The sequence below is a fragment of the Streptomyces sp. NPDC029296 genome, assembly GCF_055569255.1.
Genome location: NZ_JBVHXT010000007.1, coordinates 32,534 through 59,228, shown reverse-complemented (window position 1 = coordinate 59,228; position 26,695 = coordinate 32,534). Strand labels below are relative to the sequence as shown.

The following is a 26,695-nucleotide window of genomic DNA, read 5'->3' as shown; positions in this document are numbered from 1 at the left end:
CCGCGCCCGCACGAGTGGCGGATCCTCCCGGGCCGGGCGCCCGCCTCCCGAAGCGCCGGACACATGATGCACCACGACAGGTCCGGGGCTCCTGGGCGGGTGGCCACGGCCTCACAGGATAATCCAGGGGGTGCGGGCCGGTGCCGCCACGGGTGGCACCGAACGGCGACCCGACCAGGAGGGATATCGCGCTCGATCGAGCGTGGTGACACTCATCCGTGCAGGCGATGATGCCGCTCCTCGGCCGCGCCGGAGGCCGTCCGCGCCCGCCGCTACCGCCCCGCCGGCGCCCCGCTCACCGACGGACCGGGAAAAAGCCGCGGACGGCTGTCGATCCGGCTCCGTCCCGTTCGACATCAGGATGTGCGGCGCCCGCCGCACGAGGACGCGACGGAACCGGACGAGGACACACGTGGACCAACTTCTCAGAGTCATGAACTTCAACGTCTCGAGCGACGGGATCGGCGCCGGCGAGCACCAGAGTCTCGAAAATCCGTTCGGTCACGACCGTCCCGAGAGGCTGTTCGCCTGGGCCGGGGCGACGGCGAGCTGGCCCATGCGCACCGATCCCGGCGGGAGCCGGGGGCTGGACGACTACTTCACCCGGGACTTCGCCCGGAACATCGGAGCCGAGATCATGGGCCGCAACAAGTTCGGGCCCCAGCGGGGGCCTTGGCAGGACCACGAGTGGCGCGGCTGGTGGGGGCAGGAACCCCCCTTCCGCACACCGGTGTTCGTCATGACCCACCACGAACGCCCGTCGTTCACGCTCGGTGACACCACGTTCCACTTCGTCGGCGGCGACCCGGCCACGGTCCTGCGGCAGGCACGGGAAGCGGCACAGGGCAAGGACGTCCGGCTCGGCGGCGGAGTCACCACCATCCGCCGGTTCCTCGACGCCGGCCTCGTCGACACCCTGCACGTCGCGGTCTCGCCGATCGCACTCGTATCCGGACTACGGCTCTGGGAGTCCCCCGGCGACCTACGCGACCGCTACCACCTGGAGGTGGTCCCCAGCCCGAGCGGGGTCGCCCACCACCTGTTCTGGCGAAAGTAGCACCACGCGAGCCTCCTCGCGGTCGGGTTCCGTCCGCGAGGAGGCGCACCCGCCCCACCGGGCGCCTTCGTCTCCCAGGGGGCGGCGGGTCCCCGCGGTGCGCGTACACCCGGCGGGCGCGGATGTCGCGTCCAACGGGCCGAACGTGTGCGGGCCGTCCGCGTGACAGCCGTCCGGTCCGGGAATGTCGTCACCGCCGCGCGGGTCCCGGCGGCGAAGCCTGTCGGCATGCATTCCATTGGACACCGTGTGGCTGCTCTCCGGCCCAGACTGGGCCGGGCCGGGCTGGCCTGCGCACTCGTGGCGGGACTGGCCCCTGCCCTGATCATTGGTGTGGGGGCCGGCCAGGCCCAGGCCGCCCCGCTGCCGGGCGGCCTCGGCCCCTGCGTCCCGGGTGACTGCCCGGACCCGTTCCCGGGCATCAACAACGGCCCCTTCGCCGGCCGGGACAACGGCATCAACATCTTCGTCGGCAACGACTTCCTCGTCCGTGGCAGGGCCGCGGAGGCGGAGGGCCGGGTCGTCGTACTGGACGACTTCGACATGGCCAAGGACACCGCGGGCAGCGCCGTCTACAACGTCGGTATCGCCGGGGTCGGCTCGCGGGTGCCGCCGCCCGACGGCGCGGACTTCCTGACCACCGGCGGCGACATCACCGTCGCCCCCGGCCAGCGGCTGCTCGCCGAGGGCGGGGTCGTCCGGTACGGCGGCACGGTGACCGGCACGGTGGACGCCACCCTCGTCCACGACCCGGACGCCGCACAGCCGTACCTGCCGCTGCGCGACCAGTTGACCGCCGCGAGCCAGTGCTACGCCCGCGTGGACGGGGCTGCCCGGCCGGCCACGGGTACGGCGGTGAATCAGGGCTACCAGACACTGTTCACGGGCGACGGCACGTCCGCGATCCAGGTGTTCAACGTCGACTTCGACCTGACCGGCCCCGGCGGGGGCCAGCAGGGGATCGCCTTCGCGAACATCCCGGACGACGCGACGGTCCTGGTCAACATCGTCGGCGCCAACCGGGTGATCAACACCTACAGCGGCGGCATCGACGACGCGACCGACCCGTTCAACGCCTACCGCGAACGCCTGCTGTGGAACTTCCCGGACGCGACCTCGGTGAACCTGACCGGCTCGGGCCAGTTCCAGGGCAGTGTCCTGGTCGGCCAGCAGGCGTCCATGACCACGGTGTCGCTGCCCGGCATGGACGGCCGCTTCCTCACCACCGGTTCGCTGACTCACACCAGCGCCCAGACGGGCGTCGAGTTCCACTCCTACCCGTTCGACGGCGACCTGCCGGACTGCGGCGGCGAGCCGCAGCCGGTCACCGGCGAGGTCCGCGTCGAGAAGACCGACGCCGAGACCGGTGACCCCCTCGCGGGCGCGGAATTCGAGCTGTGGGAGGAGACCAACGGCACACCCGGCCTCCAGACCGCGGGCGCCGGCCCCGACACCCGGATCGGTGACACCTGTACCACGGGCACGGACGGCGTCTGCGCGCGCACGGTGGAGACGGGCACGTACTACTGGCGCGAGACCGCCGCCCCCGACGGCTACGACCTGCCGAACCCGGACGTCTTCGGCCCCCTGGTCCTGACCGAGGCCAACGCCGACGACGGCGTACAGGTCACCGCCGAGAACACCCGGACCGAGGAACCCCAGCCGGTCACCGGCCAGATCCGCGTCGAGAAGACCGACGCCGAGACCGGTGTTCCCCTGGCGGGCGCCAAGTTCGAGCTGTGGGAGGAGACCAACGGCACACCCGGCCTCCAGACCGCGGGCACCGACCCCGACAGCCAGGTCGGCGGGGTGTGCACCACCGACGCGAACGGCCTGTGCGTACGGACGGTGGAGACCGGCACGTACTACTGGCGCGAGACCGCCGCCCCCGACGGCTACGACCTCCCCGACCAGAACGTCTTCGGCCCCCTGACCCTCACCGAGGCCAACGCCGACGACGGCGTCCAGACCACCGCCGAGAACACCCCGAGCGAGGAACCGCAGCCGGTCACCGGCGAGGTCCGCGTCGAGAAGACCGACGCCGAGACCGGAGAGCCGCTGGACGGCGCGGTGTTCGAGCTGTGGGAGGAGACCAACGGCACACCCGGCCTCCAGACCGGCGGCGCCGGCCCCGACACCCAGGTCGGCGGGGTGTGCACCACCGGCACGGACGGCGTGTGCGCGCGGACGGTCGCACCGGGCACCTACTACTGGCGCGAGACGACGGCCCCCGAGGGCTATGACCTGCCGAACCCGAACGTCTTCGGCCCCCTGGTCCTGACCGAGGCCAACGCCGACGACGGCGTACAGGTCACCGCCGAGAACACCCGGACCGAGCAACCCCAGCCGGTCACCGGCCAGGTCCGCGTCGAGAAGACGGACGCCCGGACCGGCGACCCGCTCGCGGGCGTCGTTTTCCAGCTGTGGAAGGAGACCAACGGCACACCCGGCCTCCAGACCGGCGGCGCCGGCCCCGACACCCAGGTCGGCGGGGTGTGCACCACCGGCACGGCCGGCCTGTGCACACGCACGGTCGCACCCGGCACCTACTACTGGCGCGAGACCACGGCCCCGAGCGGCTACGACCTCCCCGACCAGAACGTCTTCGGCCCCCTGGTCCTGACCGAGGCCAACGCCGACGACGGCGTACAGGTCACCGCCGAGAACATCCGCACCGAGGAGCCGGGCACCGAGGGCTCCCTCAAGGTCGAGAAGACCGACGCCGGAAGCGGCAAGCCCCTCGCGGGCGCGGTCTTCGAGCTGTGGAAGGAGACCAACGCGGTGGCCGGGCTGCAGACCTCCGGCGCCGACCCCGACACCCGCATCGGTCAGAGGTGCACGACCGACGCCCGGGGCGACTGTGCCTTCGACGGCCTCCCGCTCGGTGAGTACTACGTGCGCGAGGTCGCTGTACCCGAGGGCTACGAGCTGCCCGGCAACCCGGTCAGCGGTCCGCACGAGCTGACCGAGGACAACGCCGGGGACGGCATCACCGTCCGGCTGGGCAACAAGCGCTGCCGGCCCGGCGACCACGGCTACGGGCACTCCGGTGGCTACGGCGACTCCGGCAACGGCTGCGGAGCCCCGGACGGCGACGGCGACTCCGGCAAGGAGTACGGAGACAAGTAACGGCGCGTTCGGCACCACCTCCGGCACCGCCGGAAACCGCCGGCCGCGGGACACCCGTCCCCGCGGCCGGCGGCCGCGTTCCGGCCGGTCGGCACCCCCTGTCGGCGCGCACCGCTTCGGGCCGTGCCGGCAGGCCCGCGCACGTGCGCCGTGGTGTCCGAGGTGCGGTCCGGGCCGCGGTCCTGTCAGGAACGGGGGCCCTGCACCGGCCGCCCGGCACCGTAGGCCGCGGCCATCGGAGAGTCGCCCGTGGTGACGAAGTCCCGGATGCCCGCCACATAGGCGTCGCGGTCGACGAGGCCGTCGCGGTCGGTGTCGAGGGCGGCGAACGCCTCGTCGGCGTCCGCTTCGGCGTTTCCCGCCGCCGTGCGCAGACGGGAGAACCCGGGGCGGTCCAGGCGCCCGTCCGCGTCGGTGTCGGCGATGTCGAACAGGGAGCCGAGAGCCGACCGGCAGGAGCGTTCGAACGCGTCAGGTCCCACCCACGCGCGGTATTCCTCGAAGGTCACGCGCCCGTCGTGGTCGGCGTCCATGTCCTGGAAGACGGCCTCGTGGGCGGCCCGCGCCGCGGCGACGGCCGGGTGGTGGGCGTCGCGGCCCACGGCGGATGCCACGCGATCGACCCGCGCGAGGTATTCCCCGCGGGTGATCACGCCGTCGCCGTCCGCGTCGAGCATGGCGAAGATGCGGTGCTGCGGTGAGTCGGACACTGCGCTTCCTCCTGGTGGCTGAACGGCTGCGCAGCCGCCACGCTGCCCTTCGGCATCGACCGGAAACGCATCGAGCGGGGAAACCACGCGAAGGGGTGCCGCGGATCGCTGGTCGCCGGCGGCCTGACCGACCGGGCTGCCCGCATGCCGCGGCCCGGGCGCGCGTGAAGCGTGTCCGGGCCGCGTGGCGGGGCTCCGCGACGACCGCGGTGTCAGGCGGAGAGGGTCTTGTGGAGGGCGTCGAGGCCGTCGCGGTAGATGCCGGTGAAGAGGCCGACGACCTCGTCCTCGGTGGCGCCGTCGGGATTGAAGCGGCCGGACCACTGGACCTCGGCGATGTCGTCCCGGCCGGGGACCGTGTGGACGCGGAGGGTAGAGACGTAGCCGTCGACGGGGAACGGGGCCTGGAGGATGGCGTAGCTGTAGTGGCGCTCGGCCTCGCTGAAGTCCACGAGGCGCTCGATGATGACCTCGCCCTCGGGGTTCGTCAGCCGGCGTACCCGGCCGCCTTCGAGTGGGGTGCTCTCGGGGATGTAGGGGAGCCAGTCGGGCAGGGCGTCGAAGCCGCCTATGAGGCTCCAGACCTTGTCGGGCGAAGCGGGTACGGTGCGGCTGACGGAAGTCGAGGCCATGGTCTTTCTCCTGGATCCTGGTGTGGGGGAAAGGTGTGGGCGGGGATCAGGCGCCGTCGGGCAGCGGGGCCGCGGGGCTGATCAGGTCGGCGGCGCGCAGGTCGTGCCAGAAGGCGGCCGGGATGGTCTCGCCGAGGGCGGAGAGGTCCTCGGCGATGCGGCTGGGGCGGGTGGCGCCGGGGATGACCGCGGCGGTCACCGGGTGGGCCAGGGAGAACTGCAGGGCGGCGGCCTTGATGCTGATGCCGTGCTTCTCGGCGAGGGCCTTCAGGCGGGAGACCTTCTCGATGATCTCCGGCGGGGCCTGCTGGTACTCGAAGTGGCTGCCGCCGGCGAGGATGCCCGAGCTGTAGGGGCCGCCGACGACCATGTCGACGCCCTGTGCCTGGGCCATGGGCAGCAGGCGCTGGAGGGCGTGGGCGTGGTCGAGGAGGGTGTAGCGGCCGGCGAGGAGGAAGCCGTCGGGCCGCGGCTCGTCCAGGGCGAGGGTCATCTCGATGGGCTCGGTCTTGTTGACGCCCAGGCCCCACGCCTTGATGACGCCCTCGTCGCGCAGGCGGGACAGGACGCGGAAGGCTCCGGTGCGGGCCTCTTCGAACTTCTGGATCCAGGCGTCGCCGTGGAAGTCCTGGGCGATGTCGTGGACCCAGACGATGTCGAGCCGGTCGACGCCCAGGCGCTTGAGGCTGCCCTCGATGGAGCGCTCGGTGGCGTCGGCGGTCCACTCGTGGAGGATCTTGTTGGGGTTGCCGTGCTCGAAGAGGCCGCCCTTCTCGCCGAAGTCGGGGACGTCGGTCTCGATCTCGTCGAGGATGACCCGGCCGACCTTGGTGGACAGCACGTAGGCGTCGCGGGGTTTGGCGGACAGGACGCGGCCCAGGCGTTCCTCGGCGAGGCCGGCGCCGTAGAAGGGGGCGGTGTCGTAGTAGCGGATGCCCTGGTCCCAGGCGGCCTCGACGGTGGCGCGGGCCTCCTCGTCGGGGATCGCGCGGAACATGTTGCCCAGCGGGGCGGTGCCGAAGCCGAGACGGCCGGGAAGGATTTCCTTGAGGGACATGGGGGGTGCCTTTCGATGGTGCCTTGGCGCCGGAGTACCGGAGCCGATGCCCTGCGCCTGTCAATGCAGGAGCACCTTACAAGCGTCAACAATAATTGCAGACGCGGGCTAATGCAAGTCGTGGCCGCGCTCGGGGTCCCGGCGGGGGAAGTGCGGCAGGACGTCCTGCGCGAGTTCGTGCAGCACCTCGTCCACCGGCCGCTCGCTGGGCCGCAGATTGAAGGAGACATGGGCGACGCCGAGGCCGGCCATCTCCCCCAGGTGGTCGATCAGGGCCTTGCTTCCGACGCTGAGTCCCAGCCGGATGGGGCGCGGCGGGGCGTCCGGGTCCTCCCGCAGGTGCAGCACCATGGGCGTGAGGTACGGCTTGCCGCCCCCGGTGAGCCGCTGCCACTCGCGCGTTTTCAGGCCGAGGGCGCCCAGGTCACGCGGGTAGTTGAGGGAGGCGTCGGCGTGCTCGGCGATCCACTCGGGGGTCTGCTGCGCACCGCCGGCGACAGCGATCGGGATGCCGGCCGGGTGGACGGGCTTGGGCAGGACGGTGAGCCGCCGGTCGGCGCCGAGGCCGGCCCGGGGCAGTTCCAGCGGGCCGCCGCGCCAGGCGGCGCGCAGGGTCCCCACGCCTTCGCGGAACGCCGTGCCGCGCTGGTGGAAGTCCCGTCCGAAGAGCGGGTACTCCACGGGGCGGTCGCCGCTCGCGAGCCCGAGCAGCATGCGGCCGCCCGCGAGGACGTCCACGGTGGCGGCGGCCTTGGCGACCAGCAGGGGCTCGCGCAGGGGCAGCACGACCGCGCCGGTGGCGAGGACGACGTCGTCCGTGACGGCGGCCAGGTGGCCGAGGTGGGTGAAGGTCTCGAAGACCGATCCGGCGTCGCCGAACTGCACGGGGTCGTAGAGCGGGACGTCGCGCAGCCACAGGGCGGCGAAACCGAGCCGGTCGGCGAGCCGGGCGAGCCGGGTGTGCCCGGTCAGGTCGGGGACGCCGAAGGGGCGGCCGGCCTCGCGGTCGGCGTGCTGCCGTGACGGGTCCCAGTCGTTGTCGAGGGGAAGCTCGAGTCCGAGGGTGAGCCGCCCGGGGGTGGGGGCCAGACGGGCGAGTGCGGGGTGCGGGGGTGCCACGGTGGGTCCTTCCGGGGCGGGTACGGCGCCCCGCCCCGGGCGACTGCCCGGGACGGGGCGGCGGGGCGTACGGGGCAGAGCCGTACCGGTGCCGGTGTACCGGCTCGGGCTCGCGGGTCAGTTGAACTGGTCCGGGTGGGGGCCGGTGCGCAGGTCGCGGTCGGTGGCCGCGAGCACGGTCATGTCCTCGTCCGTGAGCCGGAAGTCGAACACGTCGAGGTTCTGGCGGATGCGGGCCGGGGTGACCGACTTGGGGATGACGATGTTGCCGAGCTGAAGGTGCCAGCGCAGCACCACCTGGGCGGGGGTCTTGCCGGTGCGGTCGGCGACGGCGGTGACGGCGGGGTCGTCCAGGACCGCGCCCTGGGCGAGCGGGCTCCACGCCTCCGTGGCGATGCCGTGCCGGGTGTGGAAGGCGCGCAGCTCGGCCTGCTGGAGGCCGGGGTGCAACTCGATCTGGTTGACCGCCGGGACGAGGGAGCTGTTGTCCAGCAGCCGCCGCAGGTGGGCGGGCTGGAAATTGGAGACGCCGGCGGCCCGGATCCGTCCCTCGCCGGCCAGGCGCTCGATGGCGCGCCAGGAGTCCAGGTACAGGTCGCGCTCGGGCGTGGGCCAGTGGATCAGGTAGAGGTCGAGGTGGTCCAGGCCCAGCTTGGCGAGGCTGGCGTCGAAGGCGCGCAGGGTGGCGTCGTAGCCCTGGTCGGCGTTCCACAGCTTGGAGGTGATGAACAGCTCCTCGCGGGGCAGCCCGGAGGCGGCCAGCGCCCGGCCTACACCGCTCTCGTTGCCGTAGATCGCCGCGGTGTCGATGCTGCGGTATCCGGCCTCCAGGGCGTTGGCGACGGCGGCGGTGGTCTGGTCGTCGGGGACCTGGAAGACACCGAAGCCGAGCTGGGGGATCTCGACGCCGTTGTTCAGCTTCACGGCGGGGACGCTGGTCATGGGGTGGCTCTCTTTCAGTCGGTGATCGGTGATCGGTGATCGGTGTGATGTGTGGTCGATGTGGTTGATGTGGCCGGGGATGGCCCGGGCACGCGGGTCGGGCCCTCGCGGCGGAGCGTCAGCGGGCGAGTTCCTCCAGTGCGGCGGCGGCGAAGGCGTGGTCCTGCTCGGGGGCTCCGCCGCCGACGCCCACCGCGCCGATCAGGCGGCCGTCGCGATGGACGGGGATGCCGCCGGCGATGAACAGCAGCGGCCGGTCCAGCGCGGTGGGCAGGGAGTGGAACGGCCCGTCGGGCTTGACGAGGTCGACCAGGTCGGCGGTCGGCGCGTTCAGTTGCAGGGCGGTGTACGCCTTGCGGGTGCTGGTCTCGCCGGAGATCAGCACCGCCCGGTCGTCGCGGCGGAAGGCGAGCAGGTGCCCGCCCGCGTCCAGGACGGTCGCGCTGACCGGGACCCCGGCGGCCTCGGCGGCGACCCGGACGGCCGCGACCAGGGTCTCGGCGTCGGCGGTGGTCAGCGGAGTGACGGCAGTGGTGTTCATGGTGCTTCTCCTGGGGAGGTGGAGGAGGTCAGTGCGGGACGGGGGCCGCCGCGGGGGCGCCGGCGGCGCTCTCCGGTGCGGGGGTGCGCCGTTCCAGGGCGGCGGACCAGAAGGCGAGGAGGAGGGCGGCGGCGGCGAGGAGAGCGCCGACCCAGTTCGGGGCGGTGTAGCCGAGGCCCGCGGCGATGACCACGCCGCCGAGCCAGGCGGCGAGCGCGTTGCCGAGGTTGAACGCCCCGATGTTCACGGCCGAGGCCAGGGTGGGGGCGCCGTGCGCCTGGTCGAGGACGCGCTTCTGCAGCGGCGGGACGGTGGCGAAGCCGAGCGCCCCGACGAGCAGGATGGCGAGCGCGGCGAGGATCTTGTCGTGCGCGAACACGGTGAACAGCGCGAGCACCACGGCGAGGCCGCCGAGAGCGGTGTACAGCATCGGCATCAGGTTGCGGTCGGCGTAGCGGCCACCGAGCAGGTTGCCGAGGAACATGCCGACGCCGAACAGCACCAGGAGCCAGGTGACCGCGCCGTCGGAGTAGCCGGCGACGTGGGTCATCATCGGCGCTATGTAGGTGATCGCGGCGAACACGCCGCCGAAGCCGAGTACCGTCATCGCCATCGCGAGCAGCACCTGCGGGTTGCGGAACGCGGTCAGCTCCCCGCGCAGGTGTGCGCCCTCGGGCCGGGGCATGTCGGGCACGAGCCGGACGATGCCGAGCAGGCCCACCACGCCGAGCGCGGCGACGACGGCGAACGTGGTGCGCCATCCCACTGTCTGCCCGATGAACGTGCCGAGCGGCACGCCGACGATGTTCGCGATGGTCAGGCCGGTGAACATGGTGGCGATGGCGCCGGCCTTCTTGTCGGGTGCGACCAGGTCGGCGGCGACCACCGAGCCGATGCCGAAGAAGGCGCCGTGGGCCAGTGAGGCCACGAGGCGGCCGATGAGCATCACGCCGAAGCCGGGCGCCAGTGCGGAGAGCAGGTTGCCGACGACAAAGAGGCCCATGAGCAGCGTCAGCATCGTCTTGCGGCCGACCCTGGTGCCGAGCACGGTCATCAGCGGGGCGCCGATGACAACGCCGATCGCGTAGCCGGTGACCAGCAGACCGGCGGTCGGGATGGAGACGCCGTAGTCTCCGGCGATCTCGGGCAACAGGCCCATGATCACGAACTCGGTGGTCCCGATTCCGAAGGCCCCGATGGCCAGAGCGAGGAGTGCGAGAGGCATGGCGCCATCCTTCGTATGATTGCTAGTGCGCCTTACGAGCGTCGACAATACTTGCAGACGCTCTCTAAGTGCAAACGCGGGCAGCCCTCGCGCGACTGAACGGCGGAATATCTACGACTCACCGTCACACCGGCACCGCGATACTTGCAAAAGCCTTATGTAAGCCCTAGCCGATATTTCCACGCAGGGCTTACCCTGGGTCCGAGTCTCATCCGGAAGGAGACCCGGACCCATGACCGCCACGGATCCCTCGCTGACCGCTCTGGCCAGCGGATGGGCAGCCCTCTCCCTCCTGCACGCCCGGATCGAGGCGCACATCGAGCGTGCCCTGCAGTCCGCGCACGACCTGAGCGTGCGCGAGTACTCCCTGCTCGACGTGCTCAGCCGACAGCACGACGGTGAGGGCGGGCACCTGCAGATGAAGCAGGTCGCCGACGCGGTGGTGCTCAGCCAGAGCGCCACCACCCGCCTGGTCACCCGCCTGGAGGACCGTGGCCTGCTCTCCCGCTACCTGTGTCCGACCGACCGCCGCGGCATCTATGCCGATGTCAGCGACGCGGGGCTGGAGCTGCTGGGAGCGGCCCGGCCGACCAACGACACCGCCCTCAGGGAAGCGCTCGCCGAAGCCGCCAGGAACCCCGGACTCGCCCCCCTGGTCACGGCGGTCGAGGCGATGAACCCGACGCACCGGCACGCCGGACTCCTTCCGGCACGGTAGAGAAGACCTTCGCCCGGAGAGGGGCGAGCGGGCGCACCGACGACAGGAAGGGTGCCGCTCCCCCGGCGACCTGGCACACGCGGACCTCGGCCCACGCCTGGGGGGCACCCCCCGGCCCGCGGTCCGCGCAGGTCAGGAGCGGGGTGGGCGCGGGGGGCGGGTGGTGTCGTCCGGGTCCACCCGCTGGACGCGGGCGCGCCGCACGACCGCCGGTCCCGTCTCGGCGGCCTCGCGGACCGGCGCGGGCCCGTCCCAGTCGGTGGGCCGGCCGTGCCACAGCCGCTTGCCGTCCACGAAGACCGCGGTGATCTGGCAGGAAGCCGGCGGCCGGCTCGGCTCCGCGAGCGTCACCGTGCACGGGGTGGGCGGCGACCCGCACGCGTGCGCGCTGCTGGACCTCCCGGCGGGCTCGGCGCTGTTCAGCGTCGAACGGCTGACCAGACTGCCCGACGGGCGCCCGGTGGACCTGGAGTTCCTGCGCATACGCGGCGACCGGCCGGCGTTCCGCACCGCACTCGTCCGCGCCGTCCCGGACCCGCACGCCGGTCCGGACCCGCGGGACGACGACCACCTACGACGCGCGGCAGGCGTACGGTGATTCCCGGTCCCGGGAGCGCAGGCGGGACGGCGCCCGGCCGGGTCCGCGGGCCGGGGCGCGGGGGGTCTCCACCCGGTACCCCGGAGCCCGGAAGCCGGGATCCCGGGCCCCTGACCGTCGCCGTGATGTGTCTGTGCGTCACCTTGGTCGTGGGCCTGGTGTCCGCTTGTTCGTGGGCCTGGTGTCCGCGGTGAACCTCGCCCTCCCCGCGCTGTCGCGCAGCGCGCTGCGCCCGTCGGCCGAGTCGGTGATGTGGGTGGTCGACGGCTATGTGGTGTTCTTCGCCTGCCTGCTCATCCCGGGCGGCGCGCTCGCCGACCGGCTCGGCCGCGAGCGGGTGCCGGCCGCGGGCCTGGGCCTGTTCACCGCCGGGTGCCTGCTGTGCGCGCCGTGGCGCCGGTCATCGGCGCGGTGATCGCGGGCCGGGTGGTCAGTGGCGTGGGCGCCGCCGCGGTGCTGCCGACGGCCCTGGCCCTGCTGGCGGGCGGCGCGCCGACCGCGGCTGGTGGCGGTGTGGGCGTCGATGACGGGCCTGGCCGCCGTACTGGGCAACGTCGGCGGCGGCGCGGCGCTGGAGACCGGTTCACTGGAGACCGGTTCGTGGCGGGCGCTGTTCGGGTGCGTGGTGCCGCTGTCGCCGACGGCCCTCGTCCTGGTGGTGGTGTTCGCCCCGGCGCCGCCGCGGCACGGCCGGCCGGTGCAGGTGGTGTCCGCGGGCCTGCTGACGGCCGGTTTCCTCGCGCTGCTGTCGGGGATCGTCTCCGGTCCGCAGGCCGGCTGGGGCAGCGCGCGGGTGCTCGGCGGGTTCGGTGCGGCGGCGTGCTGCTGACGGCCTGGACCGGCTGGGAGCTGCGGCGGGAACATCCGATGCTGGACCCGCGGCTGTTCACCGTGCCGGTGGTGCGGGCGGGAGCGGTCGGGATGGCGCCGGCGTTCGCCGGGATGTTCGGCCTGTTCTGCGTCAACGGGCAGTATCTGCAGTGCGCCAAGGGCTACTCGCCGCCGGGGGCGGGAGTGGGGCTGCTGCCGATGGCGGGTGCGCTGCGGTTCGCGCCGCGCTGCGCGGTGGCCGTGGAGCGGCGGGCCGGCCCGCGGGTGACGCTCGGGGCCGGGGTGGCGATGCCGGCGGCCGGTCTGGGCACGGTCTCGCTGGTCGGCCCGGGCAGCCCGTATCCCCTGTACGCGCTCGGGGCGACGCTCACCGCGGCCGGGTGCGCTCCGGCCACCCCGCTGCTGTCGCACAGCATGATGTCCGCGCTGCCGGAGCACCGGGCCGGGGTGGGCTCCGGGTCGCAGAGCCTGGCGCGGGAGCCGGGCAGCGCGTCGGGCGTGGCGGTCGGCGGCAGCGTGGTGACCGGGGTGTTCACCGCGGGCCTTCCGGCGCCGCTGCGCGGGCCCGGGGCGCCGACGACCGTTCCCGCCGCCGAACAGCGGCCGGCCGCCCGGGGCCTGACCTCGCCCGGCCTGCGGCACTCCGTCGTCACGGACTTCACCACGCCCCCCGACACCGCGATGCGGGTGCCGGCCGTACTGGTGCCGGCGGTCGGCGTACTGGTGGTCGCCTGGTACCCGCGCCGTGAGCCCCGGGGCGCGGGCGGACCGGGCGGGCCCCGGCGGCGGACGGTCTCCGCGGCGTGCTCGACCGTGCGCTCGACGTGCCGCCGGTCCCCCACGGCCGCACCGAACGCCCGCACGCCGTCGGTCACCCGGCGGACGAGGTGTCACCGTGCTCGGCCGTCAGCCCCGCGGCGGGACTCAGAAGTCGTCCGCGCCGTTGCGCAGTTCCGGGGTCCAGTAGCCGGTGAGGGCCTTGGCCGGGTCGACGGCGATGCCGTCGCTGCCGGGCGCGGTGACGGCGATGACCGTGGAGTCGCCCTCCAGCGTGACGGAGAACGCCGACACGGGCTCGTTGTCCTCGTCGACCCCGCCGTCCGACAGCTTCACCAGGGCGTAGGCCGGGGCACCGGTCGTGAGCACGACCGGCGTGGCCGGCTTGCTCTTGCCGACGGCCGGGACGTCCTGCTTGTGGCTCTCCAGGAACTGGATGTGGGGGAAGCCCGTCAGCCGGCAGACGTGGCGGGAGGTGTTCTTCGCCGTGAGGACGATGTGGGTGTAGGGCGGACCGTCCTGCGTGGCGGCGGTGATGCTGACGTCTCCCGCCGCGCAGACCGGGGCGGAGGCGGAGGCCTGCTCGCTGGTGGAACCGGTGGAGCCACTGGTACCGGTGGAACCGGTGGAGTTCGCGGAGCCCTTCGCTCCCGTCGCACGGGCCGAGCCGGCCGATCCCGTCCCCTCGGACGTGCTGGTGTCCTTGTCGCCGGCCTGCTGGGCGGACGCCGTGGACGACGCCACGGTGGCCTTGGGGGCCGCCGCGGCCTTCGACGTGGTGTCCCCGTCGCTCTGGCAGGCGGTGAGGGACAGGGTGAGAGCCGTGCCCGCGACGGCGAGCAGCACGGAGCGGTTGCGCGGAGTGTTCATGGAGAGTTCCCCCCGGAGTGTGTGGGCCGCGGCGCGGTGCCGTGGGCCTCGGTCGTCGTACTGGTGGTGCGCGGTTTCGCGTCGACTGCGGGTGGTCCGGGCCGTTCCCGGGCCCGGGCGGGCCCCGTGTCCCGGCGGGGTCGTCCGCCGGGAATGCGGTGCCACGTCTGCGTTCGCCCCGGAAGGCGGCCGTTCCGCGTCGGCCTTCAGTCGATCACTTCCGGTCCGCGGCGCCCAGGCGGTTCTCCCGGCAGAAGTACCGTCGGCCATACTTCTGCCGGAGGCTCTCATCCGGACGAGCCGGACGATCGGGGACATCGACGGTGCGCGACGGCACGCCATCCACAGGGGACTTCGGGCAGCGGCTGCGCCATCTGCGCACCCGTGCCGGACTGAGTCAGGAGGCCCTCGCACACGACGCCCAGGTGAGTGTCAGGGCGCTGGCGGACATGGAGCGCGGGCGTACCCGGGGGCCGCAGCGCCGTACGGTGCGGGCGCTGGCCGCGGCGCTGGGACTGGACGACGACGAGGCGGCGGGCCTGGAGGAGTCCGCCGCCCTCGGCCGGCCGCGCCCCCGGCCGGCCACCGGCCCGGCCGGGGGCGGCACCCTGGCCCTGCCGCGCGACATCGAGGACTTCACCGCGCGGGGCCCGGCCCTCGCCCGTCTGCTGGACCTGGCGCGGGACGCCGGAGCGGGCCGGCCGGTGGTCAGCGTGGTCTCCGGGCAGCCCGGTCTCGGCAAGACCGCGTTCGCGGTGCACGCCGCGCACCTCCTCGCCCCGCACTTCCCCGACGGGCAGTTCGTCCTGGACCTGCACGGCATGGATCCCGAGCCGACCACCCCCCGGGACGCGCTGGCCCGGCTGCTGGGCGCGATGGGGGTGGCCGACGCCGCGCTGCCGGCGGGCACCGACGACCGCGCCGGCCTGTGGCGGTCCCTGGCCGGCGACCGGCGCATACTCCTGCTGCTGGACAACGCCGCCGACGAGTCCCAGGTCGGCCCCCTGCTGCCCGGCACCGGTCCGTCCCTGACCCTCGTCACCAGCCGCCACGTCCTGGCGGGCCTGGAGTCCGTCCACCGCACCGATCTGGCCCTGCTGCGGCGCGAGGAAGCGGTGGAGCTCCTGACCCGCATCATCGGCCCCGACCGGGTACGGGCGGAGGCACAGGCCGCACGCGACCTCGCCGACCTGTGCGGACACCTCCCGCTGGCCGTCCGGATCGCCGGCCAGCGGCTGCTCGGCCGCCCGCACGAACGCCTCGGCAAGCTCGTCGCCCGCCTCGCCGCCGAGGGCCGGCGGCTGGACGGTCTCCAGGCCGGGAGCCTGCGGGTGCGCGCCGCCTTCGCGCTCTCCTACCGTCAGCTCCCCCCGGACGCGAAGACCCTGCTGCGCCGCGCCGCGCTGGCCGCCGGCCCGGACTTCAGCCCGGAGACCGGCGCGCTCCTGGCCGGCCTGTCCTACGACGAGGCGGTCGCCCGCGCCGAGGAGCTGACCGACGCCGGTCTGCTGCAGAGCGACGCCGCCGCCGAGCGGTACCGCTTCCACGACCTGCTCAAGCTCTACGCGGCCGAACAGGCCCAGGCCGAGGACGGCCCCGAGGTCCGCGACGCCGCCCTGGACCGGACCGCGCACTGGATGCTGCGCCGGGCCACCGCCGCCGCGCTGCACTTCGACGTCGACCACGAACAGGCCGCATCGCCGGGCGACCCGGACCCGGACACGGCGCCCACCGGCCGGGAGGAGGCACGGGCCTGGCTGGAGGCCGAGCGGGCCCAGTGGCTCGCCGCACTGCGCCGGGCCCATGACGCCGGCCGGTTCCGGCAGGTGCTGGACACGGCGGAGGCGATGCACTGGTTCTCCGACCTCAACCAGCACTGGGAGCAGTGGGTGGAGGTGTTCCAGCGGTCCGCCGACGCCGCCCGCTCCCTGGGCAGCCGGCGTGAGGAGGCGGTTCACCTCAACTACCTCGCCTGGGCCTACAACCTCTGCGTCCACGACCCCCGTGCCGCCCTGACGAGCGCCGACGCCGCGCTCACGGCGGCCCGCGACTGCGGGGACGGGCTGCAGGAGGGCTGGGCGCTCGGCTACGGCGCGGGCGCGCTCAGCCGGCTGGGCCGTGCGGAAGAGGCCCAGGAGCGCCTGCGCGACGCGGCCCGCTGTCTCGCCTCGCAGGAGTCACCGCAGGGCCGGCTCGCCGAGCTGACGGTCCTCAACAGCCTGGGCACCCTGCTGCGCCAGACCGGCCGGGCGGCCGAGGCCCTGGACATCCACCGCCGCAGCGAGCGGATCTGCCGCGCGGGGATCCCGGGTCGGACCGAGGAGGTCATCGCGTTGTACCACGCGGTCGCCCGGCAGCAGATCGGCAACGACCTGGCGGCCCTGGAACGCTGGCAGGAGGCCGAGGCGCCGCTGCGGCAGGCCCTCGCCGCCTTCGAAGCCGCGCAGATGCCGGCGTGGGCCGGACAGGCCCGGCTGGACCTGGGCCAGGCGCTCGGCGCCGCGGGACATCCGGAGGCCAGGGAGACGCTGTTCGCCGCCCGCGACGCCCTGGCGGCGCTGCGCAGCCCGCGCCAGGTGGAGGCCGACGCCGCGCTCACCGCCCTCGACGAGGCCGCCGCCGGCGCGTGAGGGCACACCGCCGGCCCGCTGCGAGGCTCACGCACGGCGCGCGGCGCACGGCGCCCTGTGGCACGACCGGGCGTTCGGCGAGCCGGTCGGCGAAGCCGCGCGGGACGGTGGTGTCGTCGCCGTCGCCGAGGGCCCCTCGGTCCGGCTGTCGCCCGGGGCGGTGCAGCGGCGGTACGTCGCGTCAGTGCCGGGCATGGGCCTGCCGCCTTTCCCGCAGGACCGTGACGGTGTGCTCGCACCAGTCACGGTTGCCCTGCTCGAAGGCCAGACCGCGCAGACACGTCAGGTAGGGGCCGACCCGGTCGCCGTGGCGCAGGAACTCCTCCTCCGTACGGTCGCCGCGCATGCCGCGCAGCAGCTTGCCGAAGAGGTCGATCTTGGCCTGGGCGAAGGCGGCGCGTTCGGAGAGCTGCTCGATCAGGGCCTGCGGATCGACGTGGTCGGCGGCCTGGACCTTGACGAGCAGGTCGTCGCGGATGAAGGAGGGCTTCGCGGAGGCGGCCGTGAACTCCCCCAGTTCCGCGAGTCCGGCGTCCGTCACCCGGAACAGGCGCTTGGTGGGCCGGGTCTGCTGGAGCACCTCGCGGCCCGCGATCAGCCCGTCCTTCTCCAGCCGGGCCAGCTCGGCGTAGAGCTGCTGCGGCCGGGCGTACCAGAAGTTGGCCACACCGAGGTCGAACGCCTTGGCCAGCTGGTAGCCGCTCAGCTCTCCGTCGAGCAGTGCCGCCAGTACGGCGTGCCGTAGCGCCATCGGGCTGTCTCCCTTGCGTGCCTCTGTCGCGGATCCCCCGTCCATGATAGTCATGAAAATGACTAATCACATTCATGACTATGGAGGGTGAGCGAGCCATGAGCACCGCCGACCGTTTCCGTGCCGCCGTGGACCGCCGTGACCTCACGGCACTGGACGACCTGTTCACCGAGGACATCCGCTTCTACAGTCCGGTGAAGTTCACCCCCTTCGAGGGCAAGCCGACGGTGCTGGGCCTCTTCAAGGTCCTGCTGCGCACGTTCGAGGACTTCCGTTACGTCGGCCACCACACCGGCACCGCGCGGACCAGCACCGACAACACGTCCGCCGACTCCGCGGTGCTGCTCTTCCGTGCCCGGGCGGGCGGCAGGGACATCCACGGCATCGACCTCCTGCACTTCGACGACGACGGCCGGATCAAGGAGTTCACCGTCATGGTCCGCCCGCGGTCCGCCGTCCACGCCCTCGGTGAGGCGGTCCTCGCCGGTCTGGTCGCGGACGGCCTGGCACCGGCGCCCACCGGCCGGTAGCCGCGCGCTCCGGCCGCCCCCGCGGTCAGGGCCTGCGCACCTCGTAGTGGAAGCAGCCGTACTCCACCGCCCGTACGTGCACGAGTGCGACGCGGGAATCGGCGAACGCCGTGTGCAGGGCTTGCTCCACGACGGTCTGCGCCAGCCCGGGGTCCTTGGGCAGTTGCACGACCGTGCCCCCCGCGATCCGGCCTTCGCCGTCGTAGCGGCGCACGACGCGCAGTGCCCCGGTCTCGGCGAACGGATAACCGGACGCCGGGTCAGGCCCCGGGCACCGGTCGGTGTGGATGAACACCGGGCCCACCTCGTCGTAGGCCCCCGGGGCGGCTCCCGCCTCCGCCGCCCACCGGCGCAATGGAGCGTACGAAACGAGCGAGATCCGCTCGCCGGCCCGGCCACGGCGCAGACAGCAGCGCAGCGGCGTTCCCTCCGTGTCGTGCGCATAGGCGCGGGGAACCACGCCGGCGTCGTCGCGTTCGCGGAGTTCGTCGAGAACGTGGGGAGCGATGGCCATGGGCTGATGAGTCGATGTCGTCATGTACTCAGGCTGCGCGGCCGAAGGCGCCGGCGCTGGCGGCAATCCGACCTCGCGTTCACCACGGCGCCCGTCCCGCCGGTGGTACGGCCCCCGCTGGGCGGGCGGGGGCCGCGCCTCGCACTACCCGGCGTACGTCTCGAACTCGGCGACCTGGGGGGTGCCGCTCGCGCCGGTGATCTGGAAGGTGACCTTGGAGAGCGTCGTCCGGGGCAGGGAGATGACGCCCGCGCCGCTGCCGGAGGCGAGCACCGCCCCGGTGTCGCCGTCGAGGACGCGCCAGGAGCCGATGCGGCCCGCGGTCCCCGCCGTCTCCCTGATGGCGACCGAGGAGACGGTGGTGGGCGAGCCCCACTTGATGGAGATGGAGCCGGTCGTACCGGACGGCGACCAGTAGGTGTTCAGGTCGCCGTCGCGCACGTTGCCGTAGCTCGTGCCGTCGGCCTTGCTGGACCCGTCGGAGCCCGCTCCGATGCTGAGGTTGGTCCCACCGGGCTGCGTCGGCGTGGGGGTGGGAGTGGGGGTGGAAGTCGGCGTGGGGGTGGGTGTCGGCGTCTGCGGCGTGCAGCTGCCGTCGGAGACGCGCAGCCCCTTTCCGGCGCCCGCCGTCTGGCCCACGATGGCGGGTACGCAGCTGGCGGCGTCGGGCGTGTAGGCGTACGGAATGGCGACGGTGGTGTTGGACTGCGGGTTCGGGCCGGCCGGATGGTTGTCGGTGCCGGGGCTGGTCCAGGTCACGTTGTCGTAGATGTTGCCGGCGACCTGCCAGGAGCCCAGCTCGTCGGTGTAGAAGGTGCCCAGGACGTCCTTGGAGTCCTCGAAGTAGTTGTTGTCCACCTTGGCACGGGCGCCGGCCCGGGAGTTGATCCCGGACTTGTTCAGGCTCACGTAGTGGTTGTTGTACATGTGGGCCGTGCCGCCGCGCAGCAGCGGGGCGCGGGAGTCGATGTTCTGGTACAGGTTGTGGTGGAACGTGATGTAGCTGTTCGACAGGTCGCTCTCGCTCGATCCGATGAGGCCGCCCCGGCCCGAATTGCGCAGGATGCTGTACGACAGGGTGACGTACTGGGTGTTGTCCTTCATGTCGAAGAGCGCGTCGAAGCCCTCCGCCTCCCCGCCCGAGGCCTCCAGCGTCGCGTGATCGACCCAGACGTTGCGGACGTCGCTCTCCATGCCGATGGCGTCACCGCCGTTGGACGTGGGGGAACCGGACTTCTTGACGTTCTTCACCGTCACGTTCTGGATGACGATGTTGCTGGACTCGCGGATGTGGATGCCCACTTGGTCGAAGACGGCACCCGCGCCGACCCCGACGATGGTCACGTTGCTGACCTGCTTCAGCTCGATGACGCCGGCGGCGGTGTTGCAACTGCCGCCGGACACCTTGCTGGTATTGGCGTGGTTGATGGTGCCCTCGACCTGGATGGTGATCGGGGTGCTGCCGGCGGCCCGGGAGCACAGGGCCGCGTGGATCGCGGTTCCGGTGGTGGCCCGCACGGTCTGCCCGCCCGCACCGCCGGTGGTCCCGCCGTTCTGTGTCGCGTACCCCGTGGCGCCTGAGGCAGCGGCCGACGCCTCCTCGGGCATCGCCACGACCATCCCGGCCGCGGCGGCCACCCCCAGCGTGGCCAGGGCCGCGTACAGTCGCATGGCGACTGGTCGTCTCATCGTCGTCTCCCACTCGGTCATTCGCCGCCGAACGCGGCTCGAATCCTGGGTGGTACTCCTCGTGCCGTGTCGGCGTGCCGTCGTGCTCAGCCGTCCACGCGGGAAAGCGCTTTCCGTGCGGCGAGGATAGGGTGGCCGCCGGCCAACGGCAAGGTTCCGGACAGTTACGGAACACGCCATTCCGATGAGGGCCGGCGCCCCGGCGGGCTGCGGCAGAAACCGCTTTTCCTCGCTCGGGCAGGCGGGTCGGCCTGGTGCTGCGCGCGGCCGGACGCGTCAGGCCCGCGAGGTGCGGTCACGGCTCGGCGGCCGGCGCGTTCCGGCCGCGCGGTTACCCTGACTCCCAGCCGACCCCCTACCCGTGACGCACGTGAACAGGACAGGAGTCCCATGCCGGCACCACTGGATGTAGCCCGTGCCCGCCAAGAGACCCCCGGATGCGCCCACGTCGTACATCTCAACAACGCCGGCGCGGCACTTGCTCCGGCTCCGGTACTCGACGCCGTCGTCGGTCATCTGCGACTCGAGGCGCGGCTCGGTGGTTACGAGGCCGCGGCGGACGCCGCCGAGCGGATCGACGCCGTCTACGCGTCGATCGCCCGCCTGATCGGCTGCCGGCCGCACGAGGTCGCCGTGGTCGAAAGCGCCACGCGGGCCTGGGACATGGCCTTCTACGCGATGCGCTTCCGTCCCGGCGATCGCATCCTGACCTCCCGCGCCGAGTACGCCAGCAATGTCATCGCCTTCCTCCAGGCGGCCCGCCGCACCGGTGTCCGGGTCGAGGTGGTCGATGACGACGAACACGGCCAGCTGTCGGTGAAGGACCTCGAACGGCGCCTGGACGGGGACGTCAAGCTCGTCGCCGTCACCCACGTGCCCACCCAGAGCGGCCTGGTCAACCCCGCGGCCGAGGTCGGCCGGCTGACTCGTGCCGCCGGCGTCCCGTTCCTGCTGGACGCCTGCCAGTCCGTCGGTCAACTGCCCGTAGATGTACGGGAGATCGGCTGCGACATGCTGTCGGCGACCGGACGCAAGTTCCTGCGCGCCCCGCGTGGCACCGGCTTCCTCTACGTCTCCGACCGGCTCGTCGAGCAGCTGGAGCCGCCCTTCCTCGACCTGCACGCCGCGACGTGGACCGACGCGCAGACCTACGAAGTCCGCTCCGACGCACGGCGGTTCGAAGCCTGGGAGACCAACTACGCGGCCAAGATCGGTCTTGGCGTCGCCGTGGAGTACGCCCTGGGCTGGGGCATCGAGGCGATCGAAGAACGGGTCACCGCCCTCGCCGCACGGCTGCGGCACCGGCTCGCGCGGCTGCCCGGCGTGACCGTCCGGGACCGGGGCCGGCGCCTTTGCGGCATCGTCACGTTCACCGTCGACGGGATCCCCGCGGCCGACGTGCGGCACCGGCTCGCCGCGTCGGGCATCAACACCAGCGTCTCGGCGATCACCTCCGCCCGCTACGACCTGGGGGCGCGCGGTCTCCCCGCCGTGGTACGGGCATCGGCGCACTACTACAACACCGAAGAGGACATCGAGGCGCTGGCCGCGACGCTGGGCTCGCTCCGAACCTGACCGGTCATCCACGCGGACCGGCGCGCCCGCGGACCGGTGCGCCCGCGGAGCGGCGTGCCCGCGGAGCGGTTCGGCGGTGCGGGCGCGGCGCACGGGCAAGGTGAGCAAAGGGTTAACGATGCATTTCGCGGAATGGACGCAACATTTCCGACAAGAAAAACCGGCCTCACCGCTCCGGACGATCATGGCCGATCTGATCCTCAAACACTCGAAGGGTTTGTGCGGAATATCGAACTTCGCAGGTCACACCTTGATCCATTCTCCGGGGCAGACCTTCCGCCCTGGCCTGAACCCGTCGCTTGACCGATCAAGTGAGCGCTCTCTAGGATCTCTGTGGACTGACCATTAAAGAACCAGATGGTCGCTGCAAGCTCTTGTAACCAACCGTCGCACGTGTCCGAGTCACGAGGAAGGTGGCGGACGTGGGTTCGTTGGTCAGCGAGGTGTTCCCGGAATCCGACAACGGTGCGTCCCGCGGAGTCTCCTTATCCGCACGAGTGGCGCACTCTCTGGCACAGCGCACTATCTGGCACATCAACACCACCGCCCGAGGAGGCGGTGTCGCCGATCTGCTGGAGAAGGCCATAAGGCTGCACAACGAGTCCGGGCTGAAAGCCCGGTGGCTGGTGCTCGGCGGTGAGCCCGCGTTCTTCGCGGTGACCAAACGGCTCCACCACCGCCTGCACGGCAGTCCGGACCCGGCGGGACCGCTCGGCCCCGCCGAGCGCGAGGTCTACGAGGCCACCACGCTCCGTCAGGCGCGGGAGGTACTGGAGCGGATCGCGCCGGGCGACCTCTGCGTCCTGCACGACCCGCAGACGCTCGGCCTGGCCCCGCACCTCGTGGCCGCCGGCCTGGACGTGGCCTGGCGCTGCCACATCGGCACCGCCTCGCACACCGCGGTGGTGCGGGACACCTGGGCCTTCCTCGCTCCCTATCTGCGGGCTCCCGCGCGGTGCGTGTTCTCGGCCGAGCGGTACGCCCCGTCCTGTCTGACGGAACAGGAGGGGAAGGTCGTCGTCCTGCGGCCGTCGATCGACCCCGCCGCCCGCAAGAACCGCCCGATGGCACAGGCGGCGGTGCACGACCGGCTGCGCGCGATCGGACTCGAGGCCGCGCCGGGCCGGCCGGCCGCCGGGCACACCGCCCGCATCGTGCGGGACCGGCCGCTTCCCGCGGACGCCCCCGTGGTCCTCCAGGTCTCCCGCTGGGATCCGCTCAAGGACATGGCGGGGGTGCTGCGCGGCTTCGCGGACCACGTGGCGCCGGTCCGGGACGACGTCCATCTGGTGCTGGCCGGGCCGGACCCGGACGACATCCCCGACGATCCGGAAGGCTCGCGGATCCTGCGCGACCTGTGCGGCGTCCGGGAAGCGCTCGACCGGCCGGTCCGCGAGCGTGTGCACCTGGTCACCCTCTCGCTGCTGGACTCCGACGCGAACGCCGACTCCGTCAACGCGCTGCAGCGGCGCGCCGACGTCGTCGTCCAGAAAAGTCTGCGGGAAGGTTTCGGGCTCACCGTCACCGAGGCCATGTGGAAGGGCAAGGCCATCGTCGCGAGCGCGGTCGGGGGCATCACCGACCAGATCCGCGACGGGCACGAAGGGCTCTTGGTGCGAAATCCACACGACCTCGCCGCATTCGGTCACGCGATTCTCCGGCTGCTGTCGGAGAGTGATCTGCGCGAGCGATACGGAACCGCCGCACATCATCGCTGCACCCAGGAATTCCTCATCTACCGGGAATTCATGGACTACTGCTCGCTCTATACCGGTCTACTCGAACGCTCCCCGGCCACCGCACATCCGTGAGCGGTGCAGACCGGGTCATCGCACCCATCCCTTTCCATCCGTAACCGATGAGGAAACGACGCCATGGAAAGTCTTGTGCAGTCCACCACCCGTACCCGGCCGGACACCGACGACGTCTCGGTATCGGCCCTGATCAGGAACGGCGGGGACCGGCCCGAGTGGCTGGTCCAGGCGACGAAACCGGTCCGCTACGAAGTCCGCATGGTCGACGGGCTCCTCGACCCGGCCCACTCCGACCTGGCCCTGGCCGGCGTCACCGAACGCACCGGCAACCGGCGGTTCATCGTGCTCGACGACCACGTGGAGCGCCACTACGGTGACCGGCTGCGCGCCTATCTGGACGCGCACGGCCTGGAGCCGTCCATCTGCGTCCTCGCCGCCGAGGAGCGCACCAAGACGATGGACAGCGTCTCCCACGTGGTGCGCGCCCTCGACGCGTTCGGGATCTCCCGGCGGCACGACCCGATCATCGCCATCGGCGGTGGCGTCCTGCTCGACATCGTCGGCTTCGCCGCGAGCCTGTACCGGCGCAGCACCCCCTACGTGCGCGTCCCCACGACGCTGATCGGCATCGTGGACGCGGGCGTAGGGGTCAAGACGGGCGTCAACTTCGGCAGTCACAAGAACCGGCTCGGCACCTACTTCGCGCCCGCGCTGGCCCTGCTGGACCGCGACTTCCTGGCCACGCTGGACGAGCGGCACGTCAGCAACGGACTGGCCGAGATCCTCAAGATCGCGCTGGTCAAGGACATGCGCCTGTTCTCCCTGCTGGAACGGCACGGCACGACGCTGGTGTCGAGCCGCATGCAGGCGCGGGGCGCGGAGGGTGACGTGGTGCAGGAAGTGCTGGAGCGGGCCATCCACGGCATGCTCGAAGAGCTTCAGCCCAACCTGTGGGAGAACGACCTGCAGCGCCTCGTCGACTACGGGCACACGTTCAGCCCCACCATCGAGATGCGGGCGCTGCCGGACCTGCTGCACGGCGAGGCCGTCGGCATCGACATGGCCCTCACCACCGCCATCGCCCGCCGGCGCGGACTGGTCGGCGACGGGGAGCAGCGGCGCATCGGTGGCGTCATGCGCCGGCTGCGCCTTCCGCAGTACCACCCGGTGTGCGAGGTGCACAGCCTGGCCGAGGCGCTGGAGGACACCGTCCGGCACCGGGACGGGTTGCAGCGGCTGCCGCTCCCGGTGGGCATAGGATCCGCCCGGTTCGTCAACGACGTGACGGTGGACGAGATCGGGCAGGCCCTCGCCACGCTGGCCGCCGGGGGCCTCGATGCGGCCTGATCTGCAGATCTCCGACCTCGGCTCCCCGTCTCAGGTCCACGGGGTGCACGGCGCGGACGGAGTGACCCAGTGGCGGTCGCTCGCGGCCGGGCGGGGGCTGCGCGGCCCCTACGAGGCCGTCGAGTGGGCGTGCGTCCCGCCCGGCGGGCTCAGCGGCGAGCACCTGCACAGCCGTACCGAGGAGGCGTACGTCCTGCTGTCCGGCCGGGGTGAGGCACTGCTCAACGGCGAGCCGCACCCGGTGCGGGCCGGAGAGGTGATCCTCACCGGTCTCGGCGCGACGCACGGTCTGCGCAACACGGGCGCCGGGCCACTGAGCTGGCTGACGCTCGAAGTCCCCGCCCCGCCCACGCTGGCCCTCAGCCACACGCCCTGGAAGGACGCGCCCATGACGGACCCGCAGACCGGTGAAGCGGTGATCGTCGACCTGGAAGAGGTGCGGGACGTGGATCCCCGCCCCACCCTCCAGGGGCCGCTGCGCCGGATCCGGCTGCTGGAACTGGCCCCCGGCGCCTCGGAACGCCTGCCCGGGCAGGGGGCCGAGCACACGGTGTTCGTGCTGTCGGGCGCCGCCACGGCGACCGGTGGGTCCGGTGACGTCACCGTGCGGGAGGGCATGTCCGTGACCACGTCGGGCGGCGAGGACCTCCGGATCACCGCGTCCGCCGCGGGGCTTCGGGCCGTGTGCGCCAGCTTCGTCGTCCCCTCGCCGCACGAGAGGGGCGCGGGGCTGTGATCGTCACCGACAGCGGCGCCGCCTCGACCGTGGTGGACGGTGACGGCCGCAGCCGGCGCTGGCGGTGCCTCGCGCGGCGCGGCATGCTGTTCAGCGAGTGCGAGTCCGTCGACCACGTGACCCTGGAGAAGGACTCGGTGCTCCACGCGGACCCCGAGGCCGGCACCGAGTGCCTCTGGTACGTGCTGCGGGGCGACGCCTCCTTCCACGGCGCCGGGCACGGCCCGGGCCGTCCCGTCCGGGAAGGGCACGCCGTTCTCCTCCCGGCCGGTGCCGCCGGGCGCCTGGTGGCCGGTTCCGCCACGGAGGTCGTCGTGGTGACCTGCGTACCGGACGCGGTGGCGCGTCGCCTTCCGGCCCGGGCGCCGTCGCTCGCGGAGCCGGCCCGGGGCATCCCCACCGCGACCAACGTCGACCACATCGCCTACACCGTGCCCGACCTCGACGAGGCCGTGCGGTTCTTCGTGGACGTCCTCGGCGCCGACCTGCTCTACCGCGAGGACACCATCCGCTCCGACGGCGACGACTGGATGCGCGAGGCGCTCGACGTGCACCCACGGGCCACCGCGGACATCGCCATGCTCCGCCTCGGCCCGGTCACCAACATCGAGCTGTTCCAGTACACGGCACCGGACCAGAACCGGGACCTGCCCAGGAACAGCGACGTGGGCGGGCACCATCTCGCCTTCTACGTACGCGACATCGACGCGGCGACCGCGTACCTGCGCCGGCAGCCCGGCGTACGCGTCCTCGGTGACGCGCCCCGGACCGTGACGAGCGGGCCCATCGCGGGGGACCGCTGGATCTACTTCCTCAGCCCGTGGGGGATGCAGATGGAGCTGATCAGCCTCCCGGAGAAGCTGCCCTACGAGGACGCGACCCCGCACCGCCGTTTCGGGCCCTGCGCCGCCTGGTCGGTCGCACCGTGACCGGCGCACCGTCCCGGGTCCCCGAAGGAGGTTC

At 72.6% G+C, this 26,695-nt stretch carries 26 protein-coding genes; 13 read left to right on the top strand and 13 right to left on the bottom strand.

From position 1 onward, the window contains the following. The first annotated feature begins 412 nt into the window (after positions 1-412). Positions 413-1,057, top strand: a complete 645-nt coding sequence (locus ACZ4W9_RS08140; protein ID WP_467934025.1) for a dihydrofolate reductase family protein — start codon at positions 413-415, stop codon at positions 1,055-1,057. Positions 1,058-1,306: 249 nt separating this feature from the next. Next, positions 1,307-4,186: a SpaA isopeptide-forming pilin-related protein gene (locus tag ACZ4W9_RS08135; RefSeq protein WP_467934024.1), complete on the top strand. Its 2,880-nt coding sequence runs from the start codon at positions 1,307-1,309 to the stop codon at positions 4,184-4,186. A 185-nt stretch (positions 4,187-4,371) separates the two neighbouring features. Here the strand turns inward: ACZ4W9_RS08135 and ACZ4W9_RS08130 are convergent, their stop codons facing one another. From ACZ4W9_RS08130 to ACZ4W9_RS08100, 7 genes are all read right to left on the bottom strand, one after another. After that, positions 4,372-4,896 carry an EF-hand domain-containing protein gene (locus tag ACZ4W9_RS08130; protein ID WP_467934022.1) on the bottom strand — a complete coding sequence of 175 codons (525 nt, stop codon included), beginning with the start codon at positions 4,894-4,896 and terminating at the stop codon, positions 4,372-4,374. 212 nt (positions 4,897-5,108) lie between these two features. After that, positions 5,109-5,528 (bottom strand): SRPBCC family protein, encoded by a 420-nt coding sequence (locus ACZ4W9_RS08125; RefSeq protein ID WP_467934021.1) that lies wholly within the window; start codon positions 5,526-5,528, stop codon positions 5,109-5,111. Positions 5,529-5,574: 46 nt separating this feature from the next. Then, entirely contained in the window at positions 5,575-6,585 is a 1,011-nt protein-coding gene (locus tag ACZ4W9_RS08120; RefSeq protein ID WP_467934020.1) for an aldo/keto reductase, read from the bottom strand. Between the two features lie 108 nt (positions 6,586-6,693). Then, complete coding sequence (locus ACZ4W9_RS08115; protein ID WP_467934018.1) at positions 6,694-7,704, bottom strand: TIGR03571 family LLM class oxidoreductase; 1,011 nt, start codon at positions 7,702-7,704, stop codon at positions 6,694-6,696. A 117-nt stretch (positions 7,705-7,821) separates the two neighbouring features. Beyond that, on the bottom strand, positions 7,822-8,646 hold the full coding sequence (locus tag ACZ4W9_RS08110; RefSeq protein WP_467934017.1) for an aldo/keto reductase: 825 nt from the start codon (positions 8,644-8,646) through the stop codon (positions 7,822-7,824). A gap of 118 nt (positions 8,647-8,764) precedes the next feature. Further along, positions 8,765-9,187 carry a GlcG/HbpS family heme-binding protein gene (locus tag ACZ4W9_RS08105; RefSeq protein WP_467934015.1) on the bottom strand — a complete coding sequence of 141 codons (423 nt, stop codon included), beginning with the start codon at positions 9,185-9,187 and terminating at the stop codon, positions 8,765-8,767. A 28-nt stretch (positions 9,188-9,215) separates the two neighbouring features. Continuing rightward, on the bottom strand, positions 9,216-10,412 hold the full coding sequence (locus tag ACZ4W9_RS08100; RefSeq protein ID WP_467934014.1) for an MFS transporter: 1,197 nt from the start codon (positions 10,410-10,412) through the stop codon (positions 9,216-9,218). 232 nt (positions 10,413-10,644) lie between these two features. On the opposite strand from ACZ4W9_RS08100, the gene ACZ4W9_RS08095 reads away from it, so the two are divergent. After that, positions 10,645-11,130, top strand: coding sequence for a MarR family winged helix-turn-helix transcriptional regulator (locus tag ACZ4W9_RS08095; RefSeq protein WP_467934013.1), 486 nt, complete (start codon positions 10,645-10,647; stop codon positions 11,128-11,130). A gap of 132 nt (positions 11,131-11,262) precedes the next feature. On the opposite strand, the gene ACZ4W9_RS08090 is transcribed toward ACZ4W9_RS08095, so the two are convergent. Further along, the gene (locus tag ACZ4W9_RS08090; protein ID WP_467934012.1) at positions 11,263-11,424 is read right to left on the bottom strand and encodes a hypothetical protein; all 162 of its coding nucleotides are present in this window, start codon (positions 11,422-11,424) and stop codon (positions 11,263-11,265) included. Positions 11,425-11,434: 10 nt separating this feature from the next. Here ACZ4W9_RS08090 and ACZ4W9_RS08085 point away from each other — a divergent pair, with 10 nt between their 5' ends. The 3 genes from ACZ4W9_RS08085 to ACZ4W9_RS08075 all read left to right on the top strand — a co-directional run bounded on the left by ACZ4W9_RS08085 (position 11,435) and on the right by ACZ4W9_RS08075 (position 12,557). After that, a complete protein-coding gene (locus ACZ4W9_RS08085; RefSeq protein WP_467934010.1) occupies positions 11,435-11,728 on the top strand; it encodes a UTRA domain-containing protein in 294 nt (97 codons plus the stop codon). 166 nt (positions 11,729-11,894) lie between these two features. Next, the gene (locus ACZ4W9_RS08080; RefSeq protein ID WP_467934009.1) at positions 11,895-12,143 is read left to right on the top strand and encodes an MFS transporter; all 249 of its coding nucleotides are present in this window, start codon (positions 11,895-11,897) and stop codon (positions 12,141-12,143) included. A gap of 108 nt (positions 12,144-12,251) precedes the next feature. Then, entirely contained in the window at positions 12,252-12,557 is a 306-nt protein-coding gene (locus ACZ4W9_RS08075) for a hypothetical protein (protein WP_467934008.1), read from the top strand. A 163-nt stretch (positions 12,558-12,720) separates the two neighbouring features. On the opposite strand, the gene ACZ4W9_RS08070 is transcribed toward ACZ4W9_RS08075, so the two are convergent. Together ACZ4W9_RS08070 and ACZ4W9_RS08065 are read right to left on the bottom strand one after the other, a co-directional pair. Continuing rightward, the gene (locus ACZ4W9_RS08070) at positions 12,721-13,434 is read right to left on the bottom strand and encodes a hypothetical protein (protein WP_467934006.1); all 714 of its coding nucleotides are present in this window, start codon (positions 13,432-13,434) and stop codon (positions 12,721-12,723) included. Between the two features lie 49 nt (positions 13,435-13,483). Beyond that, on the bottom strand, positions 13,484-14,206 hold the full coding sequence (locus ACZ4W9_RS08065; protein WP_467934005.1) for a DUF4232 domain-containing protein: 723 nt from the start codon (positions 14,204-14,206) through the stop codon (positions 13,484-13,486). A 323-nt stretch (positions 14,207-14,529) separates the two neighbouring features. Between ACZ4W9_RS08065 and ACZ4W9_RS08060 the strand changes: the two genes are divergently transcribed. Then, positions 14,530-16,836: an ATP-binding protein gene (locus ACZ4W9_RS08060; protein WP_467934004.1), complete on the top strand. Its 2,307-nt coding sequence runs from the start codon at positions 14,530-14,532 to the stop codon at positions 16,834-16,836. 181 nt (positions 16,837-17,017) lie between these two features. Here ACZ4W9_RS08060 and ACZ4W9_RS08055 read toward each other — a convergent pair whose 3' ends face one another. Continuing rightward, on the bottom strand, positions 17,018-17,587 hold the full coding sequence (locus ACZ4W9_RS08055; protein WP_467934003.1) for a PadR family transcriptional regulator: 570 nt from the start codon (positions 17,585-17,587) through the stop codon (positions 17,018-17,020). A 98-nt stretch (positions 17,588-17,685) separates the two neighbouring features. On the opposite strand from ACZ4W9_RS08055, the gene ACZ4W9_RS08050 reads away from it, so the two are divergent. Further along, positions 17,686-18,117, top strand: coding sequence for a nuclear transport factor 2 family protein (locus ACZ4W9_RS08050; protein WP_467934001.1), 432 nt, complete (start codon positions 17,686-17,688; stop codon positions 18,115-18,117). A gap of 25 nt (positions 18,118-18,142) precedes the next feature. Here the strand turns inward: ACZ4W9_RS08050 and ACZ4W9_RS08045 are convergent, their stop codons facing one another. Together ACZ4W9_RS08045 and ACZ4W9_RS08040 are read right to left on the bottom strand one after the other, a co-directional pair. Then, complete coding sequence (locus tag ACZ4W9_RS08045) at positions 18,143-18,655, bottom strand: DUF1203 domain-containing protein (RefSeq protein WP_467934000.1); 513 nt, start codon at positions 18,653-18,655, stop codon at positions 18,143-18,145. Positions 18,656-18,775: 120 nt separating this feature from the next. Next, complete coding sequence (locus tag ACZ4W9_RS08040; RefSeq protein ID WP_467933999.1) at positions 18,776-20,320, bottom strand: pectate lyase family protein; 1,545 nt, start codon at positions 20,318-20,320, stop codon at positions 18,776-18,778. A gap of 390 nt (positions 20,321-20,710) precedes the next feature. On the opposite strand from ACZ4W9_RS08040, the gene ACZ4W9_RS08035 reads away from it, so the two are divergent. The 5 genes from ACZ4W9_RS08035 to ACZ4W9_RS08015 all read left to right on the top strand — a co-directional run bounded on the left by ACZ4W9_RS08035 (position 20,711) and on the right by ACZ4W9_RS08015 (position 26,661). Continuing rightward, positions 20,711-21,895, top strand: coding sequence for an aminotransferase class V-fold PLP-dependent enzyme (locus tag ACZ4W9_RS08035; protein WP_467933997.1), 1,185 nt, complete (start codon positions 20,711-20,713; stop codon positions 21,893-21,895). Positions 21,896-22,392: 497 nt separating this feature from the next. Then, entirely contained in the window at positions 22,393-23,706 is a 1,314-nt protein-coding gene (locus tag ACZ4W9_RS08030) for a glycosyltransferase (RefSeq protein ID WP_467933996.1), read from the top strand. 63 nt (positions 23,707-23,769) lie between these two features. Continuing rightward, positions 23,770-24,996, top strand: a complete 1,227-nt coding sequence (locus ACZ4W9_RS08025; RefSeq protein ID WP_467933994.1) for a sedoheptulose 7-phosphate cyclase — start codon at positions 23,770-23,772, stop codon at positions 24,994-24,996. Continuing rightward, on the top strand, positions 24,986-25,732 hold the full coding sequence (locus ACZ4W9_RS08020) for a cupin domain-containing protein (RefSeq protein WP_467933993.1): 747 nt from the start codon (positions 24,986-24,988) through the stop codon (positions 25,730-25,732). The genes ACZ4W9_RS08025 and ACZ4W9_RS08020 overlap by 11 nt, the downstream gene beginning before the upstream one ends. Next, positions 25,729-26,661, top strand: a complete 933-nt coding sequence (locus tag ACZ4W9_RS08015) for a VOC family protein (protein ID WP_467933992.1) — start codon at positions 25,729-25,731, stop codon at positions 26,659-26,661. Before ACZ4W9_RS08020 ends, ACZ4W9_RS08015 begins: the two co-directional genes overlap by 4 nt. Positions 26,662-26,695: the final 34 nt, after the last annotated feature.